Annotated in this window: 21 protein-coding genes and 1 riboswitch; of the genes, 9 read left to right on the top strand and 12 right to left on the bottom strand. The window is 58.4% G+C overall.

All coding sequences use genetic code 11. The features are described from left to right. Positions 1-123 precede the first annotated feature (123 nt). Both HMPREF3135_RS05395 and HMPREF3135_RS05400 read right to left on the bottom strand, forming a co-directional pair. Complete coding sequence (locus HMPREF3135_RS05395) at positions 124-567, bottom strand: DUF3040 domain-containing protein (RefSeq protein WP_070429638.1); 444 nt, start codon at positions 565-567, stop codon at positions 124-126. A 230-nt stretch (positions 568-797) separates the two neighbouring features. Next, positions 798-1,286 (bottom strand): SAV_6107 family HEPN domain-containing protein, encoded by a 489-nt coding sequence (locus tag HMPREF3135_RS05400; RefSeq protein WP_070438767.1) that lies wholly within the window; start codon positions 1,284-1,286, stop codon positions 798-800. 206 nt (positions 1,287-1,492) lie between these two features. On the opposite strand from HMPREF3135_RS05400, the gene HMPREF3135_RS05405 reads away from it, so the two are divergent. Both HMPREF3135_RS05405 and HMPREF3135_RS05410 read left to right on the top strand, forming a co-directional pair. Then, a complete protein-coding gene (locus HMPREF3135_RS05405) occupies positions 1,493-2,083 on the top strand; it encodes a GNAT family N-acetyltransferase (protein WP_070438557.1) in 591 nt (196 codons plus the stop codon). Continuing rightward, positions 2,064-2,738, top strand: a complete 675-nt coding sequence (locus HMPREF3135_RS05410) for an LppM family (lipo)protein (RefSeq protein WP_016423011.1) — start codon at positions 2,064-2,066, stop codon at positions 2,736-2,738. Before HMPREF3135_RS05405 ends, HMPREF3135_RS05410 begins: the two co-directional genes overlap by 20 nt. Before the next feature lie 3 nt (positions 2,739-2,741). Here HMPREF3135_RS05410 and metF read toward each other — a convergent pair whose 3' ends face one another. Beyond that, entirely contained in the window at positions 2,742-3,716 is a 975-nt protein-coding gene (gene metF, locus HMPREF3135_RS05415; protein WP_088611593.1) for a methylenetetrahydrofolate reductase [NAD(P)H], read from the bottom strand. Positions 3,717-3,794: 78 nt separating this feature from the next. Here metF and HMPREF3135_RS05420 point away from each other — a divergent pair, with 78 nt between their 5' ends. The 4 genes from HMPREF3135_RS05420 to HMPREF3135_RS05435 all read left to right on the top strand — a co-directional run bounded on the left by HMPREF3135_RS05420 (position 3,795) and on the right by HMPREF3135_RS05435 (position 9,316). Continuing rightward, a complete protein-coding gene (locus HMPREF3135_RS05420; protein WP_070438560.1) occupies positions 3,795-4,907 on the top strand; it encodes a polyprenyl synthetase family protein in 1,113 nt (370 codons plus the stop codon). Positions 4,908-4,925: 18 nt separating this feature from the next. Continuing rightward, on the top strand, positions 4,926-6,626 hold the full coding sequence (gene crtI / locus HMPREF3135_RS05425; protein WP_083280618.1) for a phytoene desaturase family protein: 1,701 nt from the start codon (positions 4,926-4,928) through the stop codon (positions 6,624-6,626). 86 nt (positions 6,627-6,712) lie between these two features. Then, complete coding sequence (locus HMPREF3135_RS05430; protein ID WP_049190488.1) at positions 6,713-8,329, top strand: alpha-(1->6)-mannopyranosyltransferase A; 1,617 nt, start codon at positions 6,713-6,715, stop codon at positions 8,327-8,329. 6 nt (positions 8,330-8,335) lie between these two features. Next, positions 8,336-9,316 carry a phytoene/squalene synthase family protein gene (locus tag HMPREF3135_RS05435; RefSeq protein ID WP_016423016.1) on the top strand — a complete coding sequence of 327 codons (981 nt, stop codon included), beginning with the start codon at positions 8,336-8,338 and terminating at the stop codon, positions 9,314-9,316. Between the two features lie 30 nt (positions 9,317-9,346). Here HMPREF3135_RS05435 and HMPREF3135_RS05440 read toward each other — a convergent pair whose 3' ends face one another. Then, positions 9,347-9,721 (bottom strand): Rv2175c family DNA-binding protein, encoded by a 375-nt coding sequence (locus HMPREF3135_RS05440; RefSeq protein WP_005510311.1) that lies wholly within the window; start codon positions 9,719-9,721, stop codon positions 9,347-9,349. A gap of 79 nt (positions 9,722-9,800) precedes the next feature. On the opposite strand from HMPREF3135_RS05440, the gene HMPREF3135_RS05445 reads away from it, so the two are divergent. Beyond that, positions 9,801-12,173, top strand: coding sequence for a PASTA domain-containing protein (locus HMPREF3135_RS05445; protein WP_070438563.1), 2,373 nt, complete (start codon positions 9,801-9,803; stop codon positions 12,171-12,173). Between the two features lie 71 nt (positions 12,174-12,244). Here HMPREF3135_RS05445 and HMPREF3135_RS05450 read toward each other — a convergent pair whose 3' ends face one another. The 7 genes from HMPREF3135_RS05450 to HMPREF3135_RS05480 all read right to left on the bottom strand — a co-directional run bounded on the left by HMPREF3135_RS05450 (position 12,245) and on the right by HMPREF3135_RS05480 (position 19,462). After that, complete coding sequence (locus HMPREF3135_RS05450; protein WP_070429538.1) at positions 12,245-13,630, bottom strand: class II 3-deoxy-7-phosphoheptulonate synthase; 1,386 nt, start codon at positions 13,628-13,630, stop codon at positions 12,245-12,247. Positions 13,631-13,698: 68 nt separating this feature from the next. Beyond that, a complete protein-coding gene (locus HMPREF3135_RS05455) occupies positions 13,699-14,190 on the bottom strand; it encodes a polyadenylate-specific 3'-exoribonuclease AS (protein ID WP_016423018.1) in 492 nt (163 codons plus the stop codon). Between the two features lie 151 nt (positions 14,191-14,341). Then, a complete protein-coding gene (locus HMPREF3135_RS05460; RefSeq protein ID WP_049170252.1) occupies positions 14,342-15,133 on the bottom strand; it encodes a lysophospholipid acyltransferase family protein in 792 nt (263 codons plus the stop codon). Positions 15,134-15,235: 102 nt separating this feature from the next. Continuing rightward, the gene (locus HMPREF3135_RS05465) at positions 15,236-16,249 is read right to left on the bottom strand and encodes an ROK family glucokinase (protein WP_049170251.1); all 1,014 of its coding nucleotides are present in this window, start codon (positions 16,247-16,249) and stop codon (positions 15,236-15,238) included. Positions 16,250-16,258: 9 nt separating this feature from the next. Next, positions 16,259-17,413 (bottom strand): glycosyltransferase family 4 protein, encoded by a 1,155-nt coding sequence (locus HMPREF3135_RS05470; RefSeq protein ID WP_070438566.1) that lies wholly within the window; start codon positions 17,411-17,413, stop codon positions 16,259-16,261. Positions 17,414-17,466: 53 nt separating this feature from the next. Continuing rightward, on the bottom strand, positions 17,467-18,537 hold the full coding sequence (locus HMPREF3135_RS05475) for an NlpC/P60 family protein (protein WP_353797117.1): 1,071 nt from the start codon (positions 18,535-18,537) through the stop codon (positions 17,467-17,469). Positions 18,538-18,883: 346 nt separating this feature from the next. Then, a complete protein-coding gene (locus HMPREF3135_RS05480; protein ID WP_048731217.1) occupies positions 18,884-19,462 on the bottom strand; it encodes a C40 family peptidase in 579 nt (192 codons plus the stop codon). Positions 19,463-19,476: 14 nt separating this feature from the next. After that, a riboswitch (cyclic di-AMP (ydaO/yuaA leader) is annotated at positions 19,477-19,619 on the bottom strand. A gap of 413 nt (positions 19,620-20,032) precedes the next feature. Here HMPREF3135_RS05480 and HMPREF3135_RS05485 point away from each other — a divergent pair. Continuing rightward, complete coding sequence (locus HMPREF3135_RS05485; protein ID WP_049170245.1) at positions 20,033-21,622, top strand: DEDD exonuclease domain-containing protein; 1,590 nt, start codon at positions 20,033-20,035, stop codon at positions 21,620-21,622. On the opposite strand, the gene trpD is transcribed toward HMPREF3135_RS05485, so the two are convergent. Then, entirely contained in the window at positions 21,619-22,686 is a 1,068-nt protein-coding gene (gene trpD / locus HMPREF3135_RS05490; RefSeq protein WP_049190496.1) for an anthranilate phosphoribosyltransferase, read from the bottom strand. The two genes, HMPREF3135_RS05485 and trpD, sit on opposite strands and share 4 nt — an antisense overlap. Positions 22,687-23,223: 537 nt before the next feature. Here trpD and HMPREF3135_RS05495 point away from each other — a divergent pair. After that, positions 23,224-23,838 (top strand): aa3-type cytochrome oxidase subunit III, encoded by a 615-nt coding sequence (locus HMPREF3135_RS05495; protein WP_088611596.1) that lies wholly within the window; start codon positions 23,224-23,226, stop codon positions 23,836-23,838. Positions 23,839-23,897: the final 59 nt, after the last annotated feature.

Raw genomic sequence — 23,897 nt, forward strand, 5'->3', positions numbered from 1 at the left:
ATCAGACACACTTTTTGTCACTTAACCCGATCTTGTGGAGACGATTCACGTCTAGAAAAACAAAAAAGTGAGGGCAAGCCATCGCTGGCTTGCCCTCACTTGTTAATTCTTGAGGCTTATCCCCTAACGCCCCTCGAAGCGGCCACGGAAACGCGATTCCAACGTGGAATCACCAGAGGAGCCACGGCTACCCGAGGTCCCTCGACGACTCTTTGCCGCCCCGGACTTAGACTTTCCAAAGCTCAGCCCCGAAGCAGAACTAGCCTTCTCCTGCTTACCGGCGCCGGTCAGAGCCCAAACGCCGGAACCGAACATAAGGCCAAAGCCGGCAACCGATAACACAACGAACCAATTGCTCACAGAGAAAAGAGCGACGCCGCCAATCAACATCAGCAGACCGAGGAGCATGAGCGCAAAAACCTGGATGGAAAACCCACGAGGTGCGCTGTTTTCCTCCGGAAAGCTGAACGCATTTCCGGCCATCGTCGAACTAAATTTAGGATCCTCAGCGTAGAGTGCAGACTCGATTTCGTCGAGCATCCGCTGTTCGTGCTCAGATAGTCCCACAATTCCTCCATCGCCTACTTGAGCATTGCCCACCGCGATACTGGCGAGCCTTGACCCTCAACCAACAATGCCGATACAGCAAAGTTAATCACAGGCCACCTGCTGCTAACGCGGCGTCCGTTAGCTTCATTCTTACCCCTTCAACGGGCGACTCACCTCTATTGTTCCATGAATCCGAACAATCCCCCATTTATTTAGGAAAGCAACGCTTTAGCACGCCCCCCACCGGCTTATGCAGCCGCGGGCAGAATACCCAGCTCAGTCCGAACAGCCCCCAAGAATGCACAACTTAAATCCCACAGCTCCTGCGCCCGCTGCGAGTCAATGCGACGCGAAATACCCAACCGGACTTCCTCACGCAGCGCGGTGAACTGCTCAAACTTGGTGACCCAGCTATCAAATTCGGGCTGCTCTTTCTTTAAACGCAACCAGGCACTCTGTGTTGCCGAACGACGACGCTTAACTACCGAGCCCGAACGAGCGCCCGAGCCAGAACCCCCAGCCACCGACACATCGTCGCGATTCAACAGCGCGCCTGCGCAACGCAGCGCCGCACAGTAGGAAAGCTCCAACATCTCATCAGAGCTGGCATTCCGAGCATTCGCTAGCAGAGCCTCTGCCCGCCCCAGCAGCTCCAGCGATTGCCTTGAGACACCGACCGGGGCGACCGAACCCGACTGCGAAATCGCCCTAAACTCCACCACGTTCGACCTTGCCACCACCCTGCTTCTCCTTTCACACAGCATTCACATGAGCACGGATTTTCCGCTTCTCCTTAGCGGGATTGACTGCAATCTATCCCCAAGCCCGGACTACGCCATGCACACTTTCGCACACCTGTTCGACTCGATGTTATTGCAGTAATCTCACAACTAAGTTCGTCCAAGTCGCTAATCTGGTCACTGTGAAATACAGCGTGGTTCCGATGACAGCAGGAGACTTCAATCTCCGCCTGCAAGAAGCAGTGGCTCTCTACATCACCGCGATGCAGTACAACCCCGCAATCTTGCCCGGTCGTCTCCACGAATGGCAGAAGCAAACCACTCAACCCGGCTTCATGGCTGCTGCAGCCATAGCTCACCCCAAAGAGCTCTCCCCTGCCCAGGCTCTCCGCGACCCGCGCTGCAGGTTGGTTGGCATCGGCTACTGCCGTACAGGATTGGACACGCACTGGTGGTATCGCCAGGTAAGAGATGGACTGCTCATGGACGGGCGCTCTCTACCGGACGTCGTCAAGCTCTTGGGCAACTACGCCGAACTGTCTGAGATTCACATACACCCCAGCTTTCAGGGGCGGGGACTCGGTAAACGACTGCTCCGCGAGTTGGTCGATTCCCGCCCAGAGACGCGAGTTCTGTTGTCAACCCCGGAATACCCGAATGAGGCCAATAGGGCATGGCAGCTCTACCGCCAATTTGGTTTCAAGGATGTTTTAAGGAACTTTTATTTCACAGGGGACTCCCGTCCCTTCGCAGTTCTAGGAGTAGATCTTTCCCGTGACATCATCACCGAGTGAACCTTCCACACCACGTCGACGGCTTTCGCCTCTGCGCATTGCCACAGCAATGGCCGGAATTGCCGCCATCTTGCCGCTCAGCGGCTGCTTTGACGCACAGGCTGGCATTACCATTTCCGGCGACGACAGGGTCTCGGGCACAATTCACGTAACACCCACGGAGGAAGTCCGTTCCCAATTTGAGCAGTGGCAAGTACCGGAAGATCTCTCCGACCGCGTCTCGCAGGGAGTAATCGACTCCTCCACAGGAAAGATGGAAGTCTCGTTCAACGAGCTGCACTTCATTGAACTCACCGATACGCTCCGACAGCTTTCCGACGATCGCGTAGACATCGACCTAGACCGTACCGGTGGCGGCAAGATTTCGATGAACGGCCACATGGATTTGACTCACCTGCCCGGCGCGAAGGTTGATTTCGTCGTCGCGTTCCCGGAGCAGGTTACTGACTCCAATGGCCGCCAGACCGAACCGAACAAGGTGGAATGGCAGCTCGCCAGTGGCGAGAACCATAATGTATGGGCTTCGTCGCCGGCTGGATCCACCAAGCGGAATCAATTCCTATTATTTGCCGGTGTGACCACAGCCGCCGGTGTCCTAGCCTCAGTGCTAGGTGTCCTGTGGGCGCGAAGAGTTCGCGACATGCAGGACTTTTAGCAATTAAAAACCGCCGCGCAGCATATCCTGGCCGGTGCCCCATTCGGGCGCCATGCCGAGGTTGTGCAAAACTTCCTGGGAGGCGCGAGCGAAGTTCATAGTCATAAAGTGCAGCCCCGGCACGCCTTCGGCGATGAGCCGCTCTGCCATGTTGGTCGAAAACTCGATACCAATCTTGCGAATCTCATCTTTATTGGCCTGCTCGTCACCATCTGCTGCCTTAATCAGGCGTTCCTCCAAATCGGATGGCAACTGTGCCCCGGAGAGCTCAACCTGCCTGCGCACTGAGCGCAGCGATGTAATCGGCATCAGCCCCGGAATGATGGGCTTGGCACCGTGCACTGGGTCGGCTTCCACCAGGCGGTCTCGAAGGCGCAAGTAGTGCTCAATATCGAAGAACATCTGCGTAATCGAGTATTCGGCTCCCGCGCGCAGCTTGGCCAGCGTGTACTGCGTGTCATGGTCCAAATCCGGCGAGCGGTAATGTCCCTCCGGGAACGACGCAATGCCGATTTCAAATTTCTCGAACTCCGGCTCGGCCTTAATTAGCTCAATCAGTTCGCTGGCGTAGTGCAGACCGCCCTCGGTCTCCACCCAAGGGCCAAGCGGGTCTCCCGGTGGGTCACCACGCAGAACGAGCAGATTCGTCAGCCCCGCGCTGAGATAAGAGCGCAGGATTTCCCGCAGCTCGTCGACAGTGTGCTCTACCAATGTCAGGTGCACAAGCGTTGTAAGCGGCTGCCTCGAAACGCGCTGGGCGATTCGCAGGGTGCGGTCGCGGCTAGAACCACCGGCGCCGTAGGTCACGGATGCAAAGGAGGCACCAAGATCATGGAAAGCCTCAGCTGCTCGGAGAAGACGTTCCTCGGCCGCGTCGTCACGCGGGGGCATGAACTCGACCGAGAAGGGAATACTGCCCGCGCTCGGCATTGAAAGCGCCTGGCGGATTGTCACTTGGCGGCCTGGCGACAGTGGCATTGTTGAGGACATAGTCACTCATACTAAGCGGTGTCCTATTCTTGAGTCAGCATTACCCGTCATCGACGAGAGGCTCACATGAGCGAAGAACTGGATTTGGCCGCGCTACAGCCCCGCGAAGTACCAGCTACTGTTACCAAAACGCTGGAGAATTACCTCAAAAGCCGTGGCGACGATGTCGCGTCGGTCGATGCGGTGTACACCGAGGCCATAGATTCGCTCCACTCCTTCGTCCTCAATGGGGGCAAGCGCGTGCGTCCAGCCTTCGCCTGGCAGGGGTGGTTGGGGGCAGGCGGCCTCGAAGGCCGTTTCTCCCCAGCCGAGGATTCCCTGGCTGTGATGAACGCGGTGAGTGCCTTGGAACTCATTCAAGCCTGCGCACTCATTCATGACGACATCATCGATGACGCTGATACGCGCCGTGGCGCACCGACTATCCACAAGGTATTCGAGGCCAAGCACGAGGCCAATAGCTGGAATGGAGCCGCCGACCGCTTCGGTATTTCCGCCGCGATTCTCATTGGCGATGTCGCCCTGACCTGGGCTGATGACATGATGCACTCTTCAGGCCTCAGCTCGGAGGCGCTAACCCGCGCACTTGTCCCCTGGCGGGCGATGCGCACTGAAGTACTTGGCGGCCAACTGCTCGATATCACGGCCGAAGCCAGCCGGGACAGTCGCGTCGAGACCGCTGAGAAAATCAATCTGTTCAAGACCGCCGCCTACACCATCGAGCGGCCGCTCCACATTGGTGCTGCGATTGCCGGCGCCCCAGCGGAATTGGTTGAGGCCTACCGCAGCTTCGGCCGCGATATCGGTGTGGCATTCCAGCTCCGCGACGATCAGCTGGGTGTTTTCGGCGATCCCGAAGTCACGGGCAAGCCTGCCGGCGATGACCTCCGCGAGGGCAAGCGAACCGTACTGGTCGGCCAGGCTTTAAGCCTCTACCTCGATTCCGCACCTGAAAAGGCCCGCTTTATCGATGAACGCCTGGGAGCGGTCTCGTCTGCTGCAGATATTGATGAGCTACGAAATCTCATCGCTGATTCCGGCGCTGCCGATGCCATCGAACGTGAAATTGACCGCCTGACCAGCCGCGCTTTCTCCACTATCGAGAATGCCGACCTGCCTGCAACGTCGCGCGAGAACCTCATTGCTATGGGCGTTCGCGCCACCGCTCGTCAGCATTAGACCAGGTGTTGCGTAGTCATGCCCGCTGCTTCCCCCACTCGTGCCCCCATTAATTCCCCGCGTCTGCGACGTGCGGTCACTCGTCCTCATAAGGGCTCCAAACCACGACTGACCATCATCGGCGCAGGCCTGTCCGGACTTACCGCCGCGCTCTACGCCATCGCCGATGGCTACGATGTCACCGTTGTCGAGCGGGGAAGTTTCGTCGGCGGACGCTGCGCCAGTGAACCCATCACAGTCGATATCGACGAGCAATCGCTCACCGCAGTCTTCGACACTGGCGCAACTGTATGGACCATGCCCTCGCTTGTCGACGATGCCCTCGCCGCCGTCGGCCTCTACGCGCGCGATATCGACCCGGGTTTTTCGGCCTCCCCAATCACGCCCACCTACCGTGCGGAATTTGCCACCCGCGGCGGACTCGACGTGTTTTCCAACGAAGACATGATGGCCGATGAACTCGCGCGCTTCGGTGCCTCTGACTCCACCGTCGCCGGTTACCGCAAACTTCGCACGTGGCTGCAAACTCTCTTCAATGCCTGCTTCGACAACTTCATGTCCCGCAGCTTTGACCGCGTTACGGACCTATTCACCGGGCCCGGCGCGCTTCGCGACCTCACTACGCTCCTCCGACTCGGTGCCTTCGGCGCCCTCGAACCTAAGATTCGTGCCTTCCTCGGAGATAATGATCTCGCTCGCGTTTTCAGCTTCCAGGCGCTTTACGCAGGTGTGCCTCCCGCTAAGGCCCGTGCGGTCTACGGCTGCATTTCCCACATGGATACCTCGATGGGGGTTTACTATCCGCACTCCCCCGCATTTGGTTCGGGTATAGGCGCCGTCAGCGAGTTGCTCGCCGAGGCCGTCCGTCGAGCTGGCGGAACCATCGACTTCGGCGTTGATGTCACTGGGCTGAAAGTTGACGAAGCAGGCTTTGTCTCCGCCATCACCACGGCAACTGGCGAGCGTCCCACCGATGCCGTCATCGCTACGACCGATTTACCTGTGGTGCAGAGCTGGCTTCACGACGCGGCTACCTCTGCCGCCGGTAGCTCATCGAAGCGGCGAGGCCTTCGGAGCGTCGTAAAGCGGACGGGAGCGCGACGGTTGTTCCCAGTTCGATTGTCCCCATCGGCGGTGGTGGCGCACGGACTGATTCCGGTTTTGGAGACTGCGACCTGGCCGAAGCGGCATCACCTGATTTCGTTTGGCGAAAAGTGGAGCGAAACCTTTGAAGAGATCTCGTCACCGCGCCATGGAAAGCTAATGTCGGACCCATCATTGCTGGTCACCCGGCCTGCGGTGAGCGCGCCGGAGCGTATTGTCACAGATGCGAACGGCGTGCAGTGGGAGCCCGTCAGTGTGCTCGCGCCGTGCCCCAACTTGCAGTCGGCCAATCTGATCTGGTCACGAATCAGTGGGGACTACGTTGCGAAAATAACCGCTGAGCTGGAGCGGCGCGGACTGACCGGGATTTCTACGAAGTGGCGAGTCGGTCGGATCGATACCCCTCAGCAGTGGCAAGAACGCGACATGGGCGTTGGCTCGCCGTTTGGGCTGGCGCATCTGTTCCGGCAGACGGGGCCGTTCCGTCCCCGCAACTTCTCTCCGAAGATGCCAAAGAATCTGACGCTGGCGGGATCGACGACGGTGCCGGGGGTTGGCGTGCCGACGGTCATGATTTCGGGACGACTTGCGGCACAGCGGTTTGAAACGCCTTAGCTCATGAATGTCTCCCGGATGTCTGCCGGTGGTCACTGACCAACTAGGATTAATGCATCAGCAATGTATCGATTGTTTAGGTTGACATGAATTTATCGCGGAGTGCTCAGCTGGGTGTCTACGGTGGCATCCTCATTGCTCTGGGCTCCTACGGTTCCGGTGCGAATCGCTACCGTGGCGGCCTTGTCCACGCTCTGGGACTCGACTGGATCACCTACGGTCACGGTCAGATTTTCTGTGAGATTGTGATTTGGGTAGGTATCGCCCTGCTGCTTATCTCGTGGCTGCGCATCGGGCGGGAACTGCTGTTCTCGAAGGGGACCATCCGGGACATTGTGGCCGGTTCTGCCCATGATGGCGACGCAGCAGACGCTGCGGTTCCAGCGAACGCTGGCGGCGATGAGTCCACGTTGCGTCGGTTCAATTCAATCCTGATGGCCTGGGCAATTCCCCTCGCGCTGGCCGCACCGCTGTTCTCTCGCGATGTCTATTCGTATCTCATGCAGGGCGCGATGGTCCGCGATGGGTTTGATCCCTACACTGAGGGAGCTGCAGCCAATCCAGGGCCGATGCTGCTGGAGGTATCCGCAGATTGGCGGAATACCACCACCCCGTATGGCCCGCTGCATCTGGGAATTGGCGAGGTCATCACGCGGATTGTCGGCGACAACATCACCGTCGGCGTGATTCTCTACCGCATTGTGTGTCTGCTGGGCTTCGCCGCCATTGTCTGGTCGATCCCGCGAATCGCCCGGGAGCTTGGAGCAAATCCGGCTTTCGCACAGTGGCTCGGTGTGCTCAATCCACTGGTGCTACTGCATCTGATTGCGGGTATGCACAACGAGGCACTGATGGTCGGATTGGTCAGCCTGGCACTAGTCGCCGCACTGCACATGGAGCGCATGCGGGGTGGCCTGGTCGCTGCTGTCCTCATCGGAATTGGCGTCGCGCTGAAAGCCACCGCTGTCCTGGCGCTGCCCTTCGTCGTGTGGATTGTGTTGACCAGGCGCGAGCCCATCGCCACGGTTCAAGAGATGCTGCGCAAGATTCCGGCGATTGCCGGTGTGGGCATCGTGTTGGTCGCAGTTTGCGTCGGCACGCTTGCAGTGGTGACGTGGCTGACCGGCTCGAGCTGGGGCTGGATTTCCGAGATCAGTGGCAATACCAAGGTGATTAACCCCCTGGCAGCACCGTCAGCGGTCGCTGGTGTGATCTCGGGCGTCACGGCGTGGTTCAACGACGACATCGGTTTCAATGTCATCGTCAGCCACACACGCGTGGTCTCCTCCATCATCATGCTGGTGGGACTCGTGATCTCCTGGTTCTACTTCCGAGCCACCCCTCGTAACAATGTCGCTGGCATGATTGCCGCCTACGTGGTGGCCTGCGTATTTAATGCCGTGGCACTTCCCTGGTACTACGCCAGCTTATTGACTCCCATGGGAACGATTCGCCCGCCACGATGGGTGGTTCAAGGCACCGTGTTGTTCACATTCATCCTGTCGCTGTCCTTCGCCGGCGGCGGCAATCACCGCTTCTACGACGTGCCCTGGATGGTTATCATTACCGTTCTCGGCTGGCTGGCCGTCGGCTGGCTGACCACTGGAAAATTCAGCTGGAAGTACCCGTGGCGTGACGATAAAACCGCCGCAGACACGGATTCCACGGTGGCGCCCCTGTCGCGGTCGACCGAGGTCGCATAGTTGTCCATGCCCACCCCACAGCCTCTCTCGACCATCGCGCTGCCACAGTCCTACGAGCTCTGCCGCGATATTATGGCCTCCCACGGTCGCACGTATTCCCTGGCCACGCGACTATTGGCACCCCGCCAACAGCGTGCGGTGTGGTCTCTCTACGCCTGGGCACGCATCGTCGATGACTACGTCGACTGCCCCGCCGACGCCGACCGCTCCCCCACGCACATCGAAGCCACGGTCACACGTTTAAGCGAGCTTTTCCACTCAGCTGTCGTCATCGGTTCGCTTGACGACGTCCACCGCGACCGCGACCGTGCCGTCATCTCGGCGGCCGCACAGACTTTTCGCGACTACGACATCGATCCACAGCTCTCTGCGGACTTTGTTCACTCCATGTTGATGGACGTGCCCGACACATCGTGCCACATTGCGCATTTTGAAACATGGGAGCAACTCGACTCGTATATGTGGGGCTCCGCAGCAGTCATCGGCCTTGAGATGATGCCCATCCTAGGCACCCGCGCAGGGGTCTCCCGCGAGGAAGCCACTCCCTACGCAGAGCTCCTGGGAAAAGCCTTTCAGGTGACGAATTTCCTCCGCGACATCGCCGAGGATTTTCGCCGTGGCCGTATTTACCTACCACTGAATGAGTGGGAGGCCTTCGGAGTGGGTACCGAGGAGATCGGCTACTGTGCCGCCACGGGACAGACGACCCCGGCGGTACGTCAGGCATTGGCCTTCTTCATCGCTCGCAACCGCGCACTCTATGCCGAAGCCAGCAGCGGCGTGGACATGTTAGAGGTGCCAGGGCGTCAGGCTATCCGTGCCGCGGAGATTCTCTACTCAGACATTCTCGGCGAAATTGAGCGCATGAACTACAACGTCTTTGCGCAACGCGCTCAAGTGGGACGCGCTCGAAAAGCAAAAATCGCCCTCCCGCTGCTTTTCACAGCAGTGGCCGGGCGATTACGACAGGAGCTATCGCGGGCGTAGGACGGCGGGCGTAGGACGCCGTCCGGGTCTTTACAACGCCATAGCCTGTGCGCGGCGCATTACTTCGCGTGCAAGGTGACCGTGCAGGGCGTCCACCGGACGTCCAGGCAGAGATTCATCTTCGGTGAATAGCCACTCCAGCGTTTCTTCTCGCGTGTAGCCGCCGTCGGCAAGCAATGCGAGTGCGCCAGGTACAAAACGCGCGACCTCATCATCTTCAAAGAAGCGGGCGGGAATTTGTGCAATGCCGTCGCGGTGGACTGCAATAAGGCGACCCTCCTGCAGCAACGCGTGAATTCGGGTGACGGTGACGCCAATGAGGTCAGCGGCATCGGGCAGCGCAAGAGTGGGTTCGTCGGCGCTCAGGACATCGTGGCAAGTTGGAATCTTTCTCACACTGGTCACTTTAGCGCGTTGGCCTTGCAGTAGGTACGTCCCCATATACTTATTAGAAGCAACTGATTGGAACAGGGAAGGCTGGTTTATGTCGCAGCTTGTCGAGGGGCAGATTCTCGATGGTCGCTACCGCATCGGAGCCACCATCGCACACGGTGGCATGAGCACCGTGTACTGCGCCACCGATTTGCGGCTCGATCGCAGGGTGGCCGCAAAGGTCATGGATCCGCGTTTTGTCGACGACGAGTCTTTCCGCATCCGCTTCGAACGTGAGGCCCGCGCGGTCGCGCACCTCAATGACGAGTCGCTTGTCAACGTCTACGACCAGGGCACGGACCCGGCGGGGCATGTTTTCCTCATTATGGAATTCGTCGACGGTGGGACCCTCCGCGAACTGCTCCGTCAGCGCGGTCCGATGCCTCCGCATGCAGCTGCCGTCGTGATGCGCTCAGTTCTGCGCGCCCTATCGGTGGCGCATTCCCGCGGCATGGTGCACCGAGATATCAAGCCGGAAAATGTGCTGATTGCCTCGGACGGGCGAGTGAAGCTGGCGGACTTCGGTCTAGTGCGCGCGGCCGCTGATGCCAAGGTGACCTCTAACTCGGTCATCGTCGGCACCGTCGCTTATCTGGCTCCGGAGCAGGTCACGGGTGAATCCATCTCCCCTGCATCCGATGTGTATGCGGCGGGTATTTTGCTCTTTGAGCTGCTTACCGGCACCACGCCATTCATCGCCGATTCTTCGCTCGGCGTTGCCATGAAGCGATTGAACGAAGATGTCCCGCCACCCTCGGAGTTCATCGACGGCGTTCCCGAGGAGTTCGACGAGTTGGTCGCCCGCGCTTGTTCCCGCAGGCCGGAGGATCGGTTTGAGACGGCCGAGGAATTCGGTGACGCACTCGAAGACATTGCGGACAAACTCGCGCTGCCACCATTCCGCGTGCCGTCGCCCGTCAATTCAGCAGCCGCCAACGCTGCCGCCATGGAGGGGCTCACAGAGGACTTCCACCGACCGGGCAACGACCATTTCGATGACAGACACGGCACCGCAGAGACGGCACCCGAGCGCTTCGGTCACGACGGCTATGGCTTCTCGACGGACGCACCCGGTAGCCCCGTTTCTTCCCGACCACCGGGACCACCAAACGTTTTCGATGATTTCGACGACCCGGATGCGGGGCGGACACGCACTTTCGATCGCTATGACGAGTACAACCCCCCTGGCTGGGAATCCCCGGAGCCGTCTGGTGGAGCTCTCGTACCAGCCGACATTCCAGGCGCTCCGGAATATCCGCTGCCGCCGGACACTCAGGGCCCACAGCACCCACAGCATCCGCAGCCGCGATCTGCTCAGACTCAGACGCCTAAGAGCCGTCGAGCTACCCGACAGCGGACGCGCCGTGGATGTGCATTGTGGCTGATTATCGCCCTGGTTGCCACGTTGGGCATGGGGCTTGGCGCGTGGTGGCTGGGCTCTGGCCGTTACGGCGAAGTGCCCTCTATCACTGGGCTGTCGCAACCACAGGCGATGACCGCAATCAGTGAGGCGGGCTTTGAACCGGTGGTTGATGAGCGCTACGACAACGATGTCGCAGTGTCCCAGATTATTGGCTCGGACCCCCTGGCTGGAGCGCGGGTTGTCCGCGGTGATGATGTTCGCGTGCTGGTCAGCCTCGGCCGCCCGACTGTGCCCGCATATCCCGCGAACCACTCAAAGGAAGTGTTCAGTGCTGCCCTAGCTAAGCGGACGTTGAAAGAAGAGGTCGGAGACCCCGTCTTTTCCGATGATGTCTCCACCGGCGGCTTGGTATATGCGGTTCCTGCTCCAGGACAGACCGTCGAAGTTGGCTCAGTTGTGACTGTGCATTACTCCAAGGGGCCAGCACCGGTGAAGGTGCCAAAAATCGTGGGGCTTCAAGAGGATGAAGCTCGTGAGCTGTTGAGCAAGGCCGGGCTGGAAGTCCGGGAGGTATCGGCGGAGTTCTCCTCCTCTGCTGAGCCGGAAGAGGTTCTTTCCGTGTCTCCTGAGGAAGGCACTGGCCTCGAACGCGGTAGTTCTGTGACGTTGACCATTAACAACGGCATCGAAGTGCCCAATGTCGTGGGCAAGTCGGAGGATACTGCTCGCCAAATTCTGCAGCGCGAGGGCATTGAGGTAAGCGAAGTAAAGGACGCGTCCTCCTCCTCGCGCGACTACGGCCGTGTCGACGCAGTCTCACCGAGTGCAGGTCGTTTGGTTAACCCCAATGATGCGACTGTCACGCTGACGGTGTCCAGAGCAGTGAAGGTTCCGCAGCTGCTGGGTAAAACTGTTGCGCAGGCACGTCGTGAAGCGGAGAAACAGCATCTTCAGCTCGACATCGACGTCTCTGCGAACGAGGAGGATCGCATCGTATTGCAGTCACCCCGACCGGGCGCCAAGGCCACGGCGGGCGACCGCATTTCGGTCAGCACTCTGTAAAAAGTGCAGCGCTCCACTGAACGCGGCGCTGCACCAGCTGGGCTAGTTGTACCTAGCTGAGCTGGTTGCAACTAGTTGCGCAGCATCTCGGCAACCAGGAAGGCCAGCTCCAGCGACTGCTGAGTGTTCAAACGCGGGTCACAGGCGGATGCGTAACGGCCTGGCAGGTCGACATCGGAAATGTCCTGCGCGCCACCGAGGCACTCAGTGACATCTTCGCCGGTCAGCTCCACGTGGATACCGCCCGGGTGTGAACCGATCGAGCGGTGCACCTCGAAGAAGCCCTGAACCTCGTCGACGATGCGGTCGAAGTGGCGGGTCTTGTACCCATTGGAGGCCGAGTAAGTGTTGCCATGCATCGGGTCGCACTGCCAAATGACCTTGTGACCAGAAGCTTCCACAGCCTCAACGATGGGAGGCAGCACGGAGCGAACCTTGTCATTGCCCAGACGCGAAGTCAGGGTCAGGCGACCAGGCTGGAAGAACGGGTCGAGCTTGTCGGCGTAAGTGACAGCCTCCTCCGGCGTGGTGGTCGGGCCAATCTTCACACCGACGGGGTTGCCAATCATGGCAGCCAGGTTGATGTGGAAATCCTCAATGCCACGGGTGCGCTCACCAATCCACAGCTGATGCGCGGAGAGGTTGAACAGCTCCTGGCTGCCATCGTTTTCAGAAAGGCGCAGCATAGCGCGCTCGTAGTCAACAACCAGCGCCTCATGCGAGCAGTAAATCTGCGCGGTCTGCAGGTTCGAGTCCGCAACACCACAGGCAGCCATGAACTGCAGTGCGTGATCAATCTCGCGTGCCAGGTCCTCGTAGCGGGCGCCAGCCGGCGAGTTGCTGACGAACTCACGGTTCCACTCGTGCAGACGGTGCAGGTCAGCGGTGCCCGAACCTGTCAGTGCACGTACCAGGTTCATCGCCGCGGAGGCATTGGCGTAGGCACGCACCATTCGAGCTGGGTCGTGAACTCGAGCTTCTTCGGTCGGCTCAACACCGTTGACCATGTCACCGCGGTAGCTGAGCAAACCGTCGCCGTCGATGTCCTTCGAGCGCGGCTTGGCGTACTGACCAGCGATACGAGCCATCTTCACGACCGGAGTGGATGCGCCGTAGGTCAGCACAACGGCCATCTGCAGCAAGGTCTTCACATTGGCGCGGATGTGCGGCTCAGTATTGGACTCAAAGGTCTCCGCACAATCACCGCCCTGCAACAGGAAGGCCTTACCATTAGCGACGTCGGCAAGCTCCTGACGAAGCTTGCGAACCTCAGGCGCGACCACAATTGGCGGCACCGATTCGAGAATGCGACGCACGTTTGCAGCGGCGCGGGCATCCCAGCTTGGCTGCTGTAGGGCTTGGCGGGATACGACATCAGCAAAGCGCTCAGCCATGTCTCCGGGAAGCGGTGGCAGATCGGGCAGGTCATCTACAGGGAGATCAATAGTCCAACTCACAGAAGTTCATTGTAGTGCCCCTGCCAGAAGGGTGTTAGTCAGGTCACCAAATATTCGAATTCCGTTGCTTAATCAAGCGGCAACTTCTGTGCAATCTTTTGAAACTTCAGCAGATTGTGCTGGGCATCTGCCAGCGCGTCGTGCTTACCTGCAGTCTGTTTCGGCAACCGTGGCTTGCCCGCCATCTCCCAGTACTGCTTGAGTTCACGGGTATAACGTGGCATGAACTGCGGCAGCTTGGTCATATCACCCCAAAGCTGCACCAACGCAATGTGATCGTAGGCGCCTACCCAAGCCCACAGCTCTGGGCTGCCCGTACCGGGTTCGGTGAAAAATGCCAGCAGTTCCTCGCGGATCGTGTCCCGGTTCTTCCACAGCGGAGATGAGGGGTTGGGCAGCTGATTGAGCACGTTGGCCCGCACCCACGGGCCGGCCTTGCTCTCATTGAACTCGGTAGACACCGCGTAGTATTCGCGGCCGTCCTCAGCTACGACACCGATGGAGACAAGATCAATAGTCTTGCCGTCTTCAATAAACTCGGTGTCATAAAAATAACGCACGGTGTGGAATCCTCTCCAGCCTCGGCCTCGCGTCGGCTACCTCGCGACCAAAAGACCGTGGAGCCCTACCGAGCAAATCTTACCCATGCACCGAATCGCCATAGGAAGTGTGCAGCCCCACTGTCGCGAAAACTATCTGCGCCTAATTATTCTAGCGAGCGCGTCGGAACCAGCGACGAGGGGTCGGCTTCGGCCCCGGAGCCGGAGTAGTGAGCTCTCCACCCGGTTCGGTTCCCGCTGGATAGCCGGTGCCGGCCTCCAAGGACTTCTTCACATCAGTCGCGTAAGCATCGACATATTCCTGACCAGAAAGCTTCTGAATTTCCTTAATCAGGTCATCCGTCAGTGCCCTGGCCGCTTCATACTCATCGCTGTACTTGGCTTTGTACTCCGACGGATCAATCGGATCGCCGATAATCGTGCCGACCTTCACCGGACGAGGAATCCACGAACCAATCGGGTTGGCTTTCTCCGTATCAATCATCGCCATTGGGAACACCGGCACACCGGCCTCCAGCGCGACACGTGCCGCACCGGTTTTACCGCGGTACAGTCGACCATCGGGACTACGGGTGCCTTCCAAGGAAATGCCCAGCAGGTCACCGCGTGACAGCACCTTCAAGCCGGCGTTCAGCGCATCGCGAGCTGCATCACCAGAGGTACGGTCAATCGGCACCTGCCCCACCGAGGAGAAGAAGAACTTCTGGATACCGCCGACAAAGCCCGGCGTGGTGAAGTACTCCGCCTTCGCCAGGAACGTCAGCTGACGACGGCAGACCAGTGGGAAGAAAAAGTGATCCATCACAGCAAGGTGGTTCGACGCCATCAGCGCTGGACCTTCCTGAGGAATCTTCTCACCACCGATGTAGTACGGGCGATTATAGATCCGCAGCCAAGGGCCAATGAGGATGTACTTAAAGAACTTGTACCAGCGATTATTCACAGTTTAAAACTATACAGGTTCAGTTGGTCCGACGATCCATCTCCGCAGCCATTCCCCCACCTTTTCGCGGGCGAATTCCCCTGCAATCCCCAAATTGACGCTTTACGACGATGTCGCACCCTCGGCAGCCACAACGCTGCGCGCAATATCCGCCGCACCAATCAACCCAGCATCCGCACCTAGTTCAGCGACCCGCACATCCGCTACCGGACGATAGCCAGCGCCGGTGAGATTGCGGGCAAACTCGGCCTTGGCCTTGTCCAGGTATAGATCAGACGCCGAGGCAACACCGCCACCGATAACAATCAATTCCGGATCAAAGACATCGCCCACCATCGACAGGCCACGCCCCAGCCAGGTAGCAAAGTCATCAATCGCAGCTAGAGCCAATTCATCCCCCTGGCGAGCAGCCGAGACGACATCGGTACCAGTTACCGAGCCGGCCACGAGCCCGTCGGTAAGCCGCGAGAAGTAGCGACCGGATTCAGAGAGTTCCTGAGCGGTGGTAACCAACGCCGTACCCGAGCAGTAACGCTCCAAGCAACCACGCTTTCCGCAGGAGCAGGGACGACCATCCGGCACAACGGTGAGGTGGCCGAATTCCGGCGCCGTGCCGTACGCGCCACGGTAAATCTCACCCCCCTGCATCATCGCGCCGCCGATTCCCGTACCCAGCGCAAACAGCACCCAATTATCCGCACCGCGAGCCGCACCAAAGCGATACTCACCCCAGGCGGCCGAGTTGGCATCGTGCTCAAGCTGCAGCGGACATGGGAGAAGCAAGGATAAACGCTTGACGACGTTCGCATCGCGCCACGGCAGATGCGGGGCAAAACGAACCGTCTGGCGGTCAGAATCCAAAAAACCAGCTACAGCTAAACCGATGGCGCTGACATCTGGAAAGCGTTCAACCAAGCGCTCGGATGTCTGGACAATGCCACGTTCAATGGCATCCACACTGCCATCAGAACTGGTCTGAACTCGATACAGCACCTGCCCATCAGCGCTGACCACTGCAGCGCGCAGGTTTGTTCCACCAATATCAAAACCGATAGCCGGGCGATCAGCGGCGTCGGACTCGTCTGAGTTCGGATGAATCGGAATATCGGTGGACATAACAGTTGATTATAAAGGGATTGCGCAGGTTCGGAGAATTCGGCGAGCCCGAGCAGCCATGACCTCCCAGGTCCACGACTGCACAACATGCTCCCGACCACAGGCTCCCATCGCCGCCGCGCGCTCCGGATTATCCAAAATCTCAACCAGCCCGGTGGCGACGCTGCGCTTCGAGGCCCCGTCGACAACGATGCCAGTTTCGCCATCGATAACTGTCTCCGGGGCGCCACCAGACTTGCCAGCTATGACAGGGACACCGCAGGCCTGTGCTTCCAAGTAGACAATGCCGAGGCCTTCTACATCGAGGCCACGTCCGCGGGTTCGGGCGGGCATGGCAAAAATGCTGGCCGCATTGTAATAGGCGGGGAGGTCATCATAAGAGACCTTGCCGGCAAAAATAACCTGCTCGGAGACCCCGAGCTTTACTGCCAGCTTTTTCAATTCTCGGTTCAACGGACCAACGCCCACGATCAGCAACCTGGCATCCGGGTGCTGCTCAAGAACCTTAGGCATGCTGCGAATCAGCATATCTTGGCCTTTTCGGCGCACTAGCCGAGAAATACAGACGATAAGCGGCTGGGACTCACCGATTCCGTGGTGCTGCCGGATCTTCTGTCCCGCCTCGGGGTCCGGGGAAAATCGCTCGATATCGACACCGGAAGGCAGGCGTTCAAATGCTGTTTGCGGACCAAAGGCTGCCGCAAATCGACCACGGGTGTAGCGGGAAATATAGGTCACAACATCGGAGCTCTTACCAATGCGCCTCAGCATCTGGCGGGCCAATGGCAGCATCGACCAGCCCACTTCATGTCCGTGAGTGGTAGCAACGATGCGGGTGGCACCTGCGCGACGGCATGCGTCGGCAAGCAAACCAAGTGGCGCGGCGGCACTAAACCATACGGTGTCAATGCGTTCGGTGCGAATAATCTGAGCGGCGCGACGAGCTACGTGCGGCAGTGGCAGCAGCACGGAATCACGCATGCGATAAACACGGTACGGTAGCGACTCGTCGTAGGCGCGGAGCTTTTCTTCGGGGGCTCGCGAGGACGCGAGGACTACGAGGTTCTCCGGATCCAAACGAGCACAGAAATCACGCAGGTAGGACTCGATTCCACCATCGCGAGGCGGGAAGTCATTCGTAATGAGCAGTACGCGCGCAGACATGGAGCCGAGTTTATCTACCTTGACTAAAAGGACGCGAGGTCACCTGCCGCTAGTTAGAAGCGGACAGCGCCTTGGTACGGGCCACCTTGGTCGATGGAAACGACCTGGACTGGAATACCGTAGTCGGAAGCATGGACAATCTGACCATTGCCGATGTACATGCCCACGTGCGTGATTCCCGGGTAGTAACCGATGATGTCGCCCGGCTGCAGCTGGTCGCGGCTCACCGGAGTACCACCGGCGAGCTGTGCCTGCGAGGTCCGCGGGATGGACTTACCAATCTGCTGGTACGCCCAGTACATCAGGCCGGAGCAGTCGAATGCGGAGGGACCAGCAGCTCCCCACGAGTACGGGGAACCCAGCTTCGACATCGCGGCATCAACTGCGGCGGAAGATCCGAGCAGTTTGTCCAACCCTTCGGTAATTGGGTTGTTCTTGGAAATCCAGATTTCCCGCTGTTCGGGGCTCAGCGATTCAACCATGGACTTGACATGCTCGGCGCGCTCATCAAATTCGGCGCTGCGCTTGTCCAAATCATCGCGGCGCTTGGCCAGGTCATCGAGCTGCTTGCGGATATCGCCCTGCAGACGCAGCGCATTGGCCTTGCCATCCTCGGCATCCTTGCGGGCTTGCACCGCACGGCTGACGACTTCATCGTTGTCGCGGAACATCTTGTTGATGTAGCCGGCACGGTCGATAGCGTCCTGAGCACTGGAAGATCCCAGGGCGGCAGACAATGGGTCGACGATTTCACCACGCATCCGCTTCTTCGCGAAGTAGGAAATCTCACCAGAGAGCGCCTTGAGATTATCCTGTGCTCGGAGAACCTGATCCTCAGAGTGCTTCAGTTCCCCTTCGGCGTGCCGGAGTTCCTCTTCCTTGGCCTGAACCTGAGAATCCAGCTCGGTAACTTCCTCAGAAACCGCTTCGGTATCCCGAGAAATCTTCTCCAGCTCTGCAATAATGCCGTCTGCAGTAGCCAGATCCGGGGCTGGCTGTTCATCCTGCGCAGAGGCAATCGGCGCCAAACCTACGGAGCCAAAGGTTAGCCCAGTCACGACCGTAAGCCCGACTACACCGCGACGAGAGTTGTGGCGACGGCGAGAGGCACGGTGACGCGACAAATCCAAACCCTTTTCAAGTTGTGTATTCAAATTTCTTCCCCGAAAAACAAAACATCAAACCACTTGACGCATTCGAGCAAATTGTAGCAGCCTTGCCGCGGAACAACACACCGACAAACCGCCAGCACAAAGGGGTATCCAAAGGGAGTAACCAGGATAGCCCTTCGACTCCACGCATTGCGTAACCGCAGTAGAAAAACAAAAAATGAGGCGAGTGCCCCTATAGTGCTTTACGACGCGCATAGCGTCAGCACCCGGGCGCTCGCCTCAGTGCCCCCTCGGTAAAAAGAGAGCCAAGGCTCTGCGGGGCATCAAGGCCCCGCAGGTTGTCATCCGTTCAAACAGATTAGAAGCGGACGAAGTTGTGAACCGGCATGTAGTTCATCGGAGCTTCCTTGACGACATCGCCGGACTGCGGAGCGTGAATCACGTTGCCGTTGCCGGAGAAGATGCCGACGTGGGTAGCGCCAGAGTAGAAGGAAACGATGTCACCCAGTGCCGGGCTGGAGACCGCGGTACCCTGGGAAGCCTGCGCCTGGGAGGTACGCGGGATCGACTTACCGACCTGCTGGTATGCCCAGGAGGTCAGACCGGAGCAGTCGAAAGAGTTCGGACCGGTAGCGCCCCACACATACGGGGAACCGATCTTGGAACGTGCAGCGGAGACGATAGCCGAACCAGTGGACGGTGCTGCAACGTTTGCAACGCTGCCGGAGGTAACCTCACCTGCGATGTCGTTGAACTTGCCAACAACATCCTGCATACCTGCAACCTGCGGGGTATCGAAGCCGTTCAGTGCGCCCTGGATGTCGTTCAGCGGGTTAGCGTTAGCGGTCGGAACTGCGAGAGCGGTAACGCCGGCGACAGTTGCGCCAAATGCGACTGCGTTGCGTGCAAAGTTAGAACGGCGGTGGTGCTTGCCCATTGTTTTGAAACTCCAAAATCTTCCTGTTTAGCCGACCGGGTTAGCTGACGGGTTCGGAAGAATGGAAGACTTCCTACCCTCCGGGATTTCCCTTTGGGATTCACCCCATGGTTCGAGGTGGGTCCCCGGCTCGAATCCCCTGAGGCTCTCACTACTTAGACCCTCAGGACCTTCGATAAGGCTCTGTGTTTTCTTATCAATGACCGGCACCAACTCAGTGGCCCCGTTTCAATGTCTCGATAAGGTTACGAAATGGCATCAAGTTTTGTCTAGCCGTTTGTCCAGAAAACCGCTCGAGGCCCGGTTGTTACCATCGATAGAACTAAACCGTTACCAAGCTGTTACAACTAAACACTCCCCCTATAGCGGAATAATAACAGTTTGATAAACGTGTCACTACCTGGCATTTTGAAGTCCGCCGAGAACTTTACACTTAATGCCTTAAAGTCGACACATTTTTATCGCGGGCTCAAAACGTGTTTTATGTCACACTCCAGCTTGCAACAGCTCAATTTGCTCAAGTTTCACAGTTTTAACACCACTAGGAGCGCTCAGCATAGGATTATTGACGTGGATTCAGGACAACAGCACTTCCCTCTCGAAGGCACCGTCGATGATTCTCTTTTCAACACCACCTTTGTCGTCGTAGACCTGGAAACGACCGGATTGAAGGCCAAAAACGACCACATCATTGAAATTGGGGCCATCAAAACCCGTGGCGGTAAGACAATTGGCACCTTTTCCAGCTTCATCGACCCCGGTATGGAGATCCCCGACCACATCACATCTCTGACCGGCATCACTACCGCCGATGTTGAAACCGCCCCACAGCTCGGCACAGTTATTACTCAGTTCCTCGAATTTGCCCGGGGAAGCGTCTGGGTTGCGCATAATGCCAAGTTCGATATTGGATTCCTCCGCCAGGCTTGCACAGATTTGGGCCTAGATTGGCCGAGCCCCAGTGTCGTAGACACCCTCACGTTGGCGCGTCGCGTCCTCGACCGCTCACAAGTTGGCAGTTTCAAGCTCTCACAGCTCGCACGGTACGTCGGTTCTCCGAATCGCCCCACCCACCGGGCGCTTGACGACGCAATCGCAACCGTCGACGTCCTTCACTACCTCGTGGAGAGACTAGCTGGCGATGAAGTACAAACAGCGTCCGAGCTAGTGCACTACTCGCCCACCGTCGCTCCAGAGGTTCGTGCTAAACGGCACCTTGCCGATGGAGCTCCGCACACCCCTGGTGTCTATGTTTTTCGGTCAAGAAATGACGACCCCTTATATATAGGTACAGCTCTCGATTTGCGACGTAGACTTCTGCAGTATTTCAACGGTACTGATTCTCGTCGCAAGATTACGGAAATGGTCTCTCTAGCCGAACGCGTCGAGATCATCGAGTGCCCGCACGGCTTCGCTGCAGAAATTCGCGAGGCTCGTCTGATCTCTGCACTCCGTCCGCCCTACAACCGACAACGCACCGAACCAACCCGCGGCTGGTACATCGTCCCCACTAGCCCCGGTCGGCCTGCCAAGATTAGCCGGGCAGTCACCGACGCCCGCAGCCTAGGTCCTTTCCGCACGCGCGACACCGCTACTGCCATCCGCGACAGGTTCTCCGCGCTTAACGACGACTTTGCGATAACAACCGCTCAGATCTCCACCACCGGCGCAGACGAGATCGCAGACATGATTGCAGAGATATCAGCACTTGCCGAAGCACACCGCTTCCAACGCGCGGCAGTGCAACGTGACCGCGCCGCGGAGTTCATTATCAGCTTGGACAAGCAGCAGCGCCTGAGCATGCTTGCCGCCATCCCATCTCTGCAAGCCGCTTTCCCCGATGGCAATGGCGGCTGGCATCTAGCGGAAATTCGCTACGGCAGGTTGGCCGGCGCCAGCACCGCACCACGTGGCGCGGAAATGAACTACATCATCGAGCTCATGGAGAGTTCAGCCCAAACAGTCACTCCAGATGATTCCTTATATAAAGGAGCATCGATTGATGAACTCAGTATTATCTGGAAATGGCTGCAGCGCCCGGAGGTACGAATAAAGCCCACCGGAGGCGAGTATTCCTACCCTAGGTTAGGCGCAGGAAAATACCTTCAGTGGGCAATTGACGCGCAGCAAGCACGTCGTGAAGCGCGACGCGAACCTTAACCCTTCATCGCCGCGGTAAGGATGTCCAAGCACAGCCCCGACTGGAGCGTTTCCTTGACCTCTTCAATGGAGTCGGCCATAGCTTCCTTTAGCGGACGGCCACTCAGACCACGCGAAATGGCGATTGCGGCGGCGGAGTTAAGGATGACTGCATCGCGAATCGGGCCTTCGAGCTCGCCAGCCCAAATGCGACGTGCAACATCAGCGTTGTAAGCAGGGTCACCGCCACGCAGCGCGTCAATTTCGGAGTACTCCATGCCATAGTCATGTGGATCGATGGCATCTTCGGCAACTCCACCGTTTTCCACAATAAAGACCTTGGTGGGGCCAGTAACGGTAATCTCGTCGAGGCCATCGCTTCCGCGAACCACCAGCGCGCGCTGACCACGGCGGGCGAAGGTGTCCGCCATCGTCTCCATCTGATCTTCGAAGGCACAGCCAATCAAGCTCGCCTGCGGGCGTGCTGGATTCGTCAGCGGCCCCAACAGGTTGAAGACTGTCGGAACCGCTAGCTCCTTACGCACCGGTCCAGCGAAGCGCATGGCCGGATGAAAGCGAGCGGCAAAGAGGAAGCGCACGTAGAAATCCGGATGTTCCGGAGAAGTAACGAGACCGTTCTCAATGTCGATGCCAAAGGCCTCCAGCATGTCAGCTCCGCCCGACTTCGAGGAAGCCGCGCGGTTACCGTGCTTGAGCACCGGCACACCGCTGGCCGCGATAACAATCATGGACATCGTGGAGATGTTGACGGTATTTGCGCCATCACCACCGGTGCCGACGATATCGACTGCACCGCGCTCAATAACACCGGCGAGCTGTGGATCATGAACTGGGCGGGCAAATGAAAGCATGCCCTCAGCCGCAGCATCGAGCTCGGCAGCCGTAATCCCCTTGGCGAGGAGACCGAAAGCAAACGTTGCGGTCTGCACGTCTCCGGAAGCACCGGACATGATTTGATCCATGGCGAATCGAATGCCCTCACCGGAAACTTCGCGGCCAGCGCCAATCGTGGAGAGAACATGGCGCCAGTTTTCGACCGCCCTCTTATCGCCGATCTCGCTCATCGCCACTCCCTTCCACTAGATAGTCAAGTCTGTATTCGTACTTTATTAATACAACTGCACCTAGGTACTGCTGGCTATCCCGCCCACCAGGCGCACCACATCACAGGGCTGTTGAAAAAAATCCCACCGTGATGTACGTAATAAGACAAGATACCTCCCCCATATATCCAGCGCATCACCAGGTCCACCTTTTGCGTTCACCGAAAATCTCACCCCCATTGGGGCAACTGGAAAAATACGATATTAAACAGAGCCGAACCTGCGATAAACTAACCGACAACTGATGTCGCAGTATCGCTAACCCAGGTTCACCGGAGGTGAACCTGGCAGTCCAGGGGATGGACACCGCGCAACTCAGCACAACCAAACCCTCGAATTCGCCCGCGTCGGATAAAGACACCGGAAAGTTCCCATCAGGGGGAAAAATTAGTGAAATTCTCAGAAACCTTTCCTCGCGACCTGGGATTTTAGGAATTTTTATACAAAAACGGGGGTTGCAACGTGACTACTCCTTAAGAACAGAACATACTGTTAGTTGTGACGAGCGCAGTTGAAAATCAAGGTATGACAGCACCACGTCGTGCTGCGACACTGAACCGACCGAATATGGTCAGTGTCGGCACGATTGTGTTCCTGTCTCAGGAATTAATGTTCTTCGCCGGTCTGTTCGCGATGTACTTCGTGTCACGCGCGAACGGCCAGGGCGATTCGTGGGATTGGGGTACCGGCCACCTCAATGTCCCGTACGCACTATTGATCACCGTGATCCTAGTGTCGTCTTCGTTCACTGCCCAGTGGGGCGTGTTCGCGGCCGAGCGTGGCGACGTTTTCGCACTCCGTAAGTGGTACGCACTGTCTACCGCCCTGGGTGCAATCTTCCTCGTCGGCCAGGCTTACGAGTACTTCACACTGGTTAGCCACGGTCTGACCATTCAGAACTCCATTTACGGTTCGGTCTTCTTCATCACCACCGGATTCCACGCAGCCCACGTCCTCGCGGGTGTGCTGGCTTTCGTTGTGGTGCTTATCCGTACCTCCAAGGCGAAGTTCACCCCGGCACAGGCCACTGCTGCCATCGTGGTCTCGTACTACTGGCACTTCGTCGACGTCGTGTGGATTGGCCTGTTCATCACCATCTACTTCATCCAGTAGGCCGTATTGGCCGTCCTTTGTTTAGTACGGCCTACAGCCCATCCACTTTCCACGAACAG

This window comes from Corynebacterium sp. HMSC14H10 (assembly GCF_001807105.1).
Taxonomy (GTDB): Bacteria; Actinomycetota; Actinomycetes; order Mycobacteriales; family Mycobacteriaceae; genus Corynebacterium; species Corynebacterium jeikeium_D.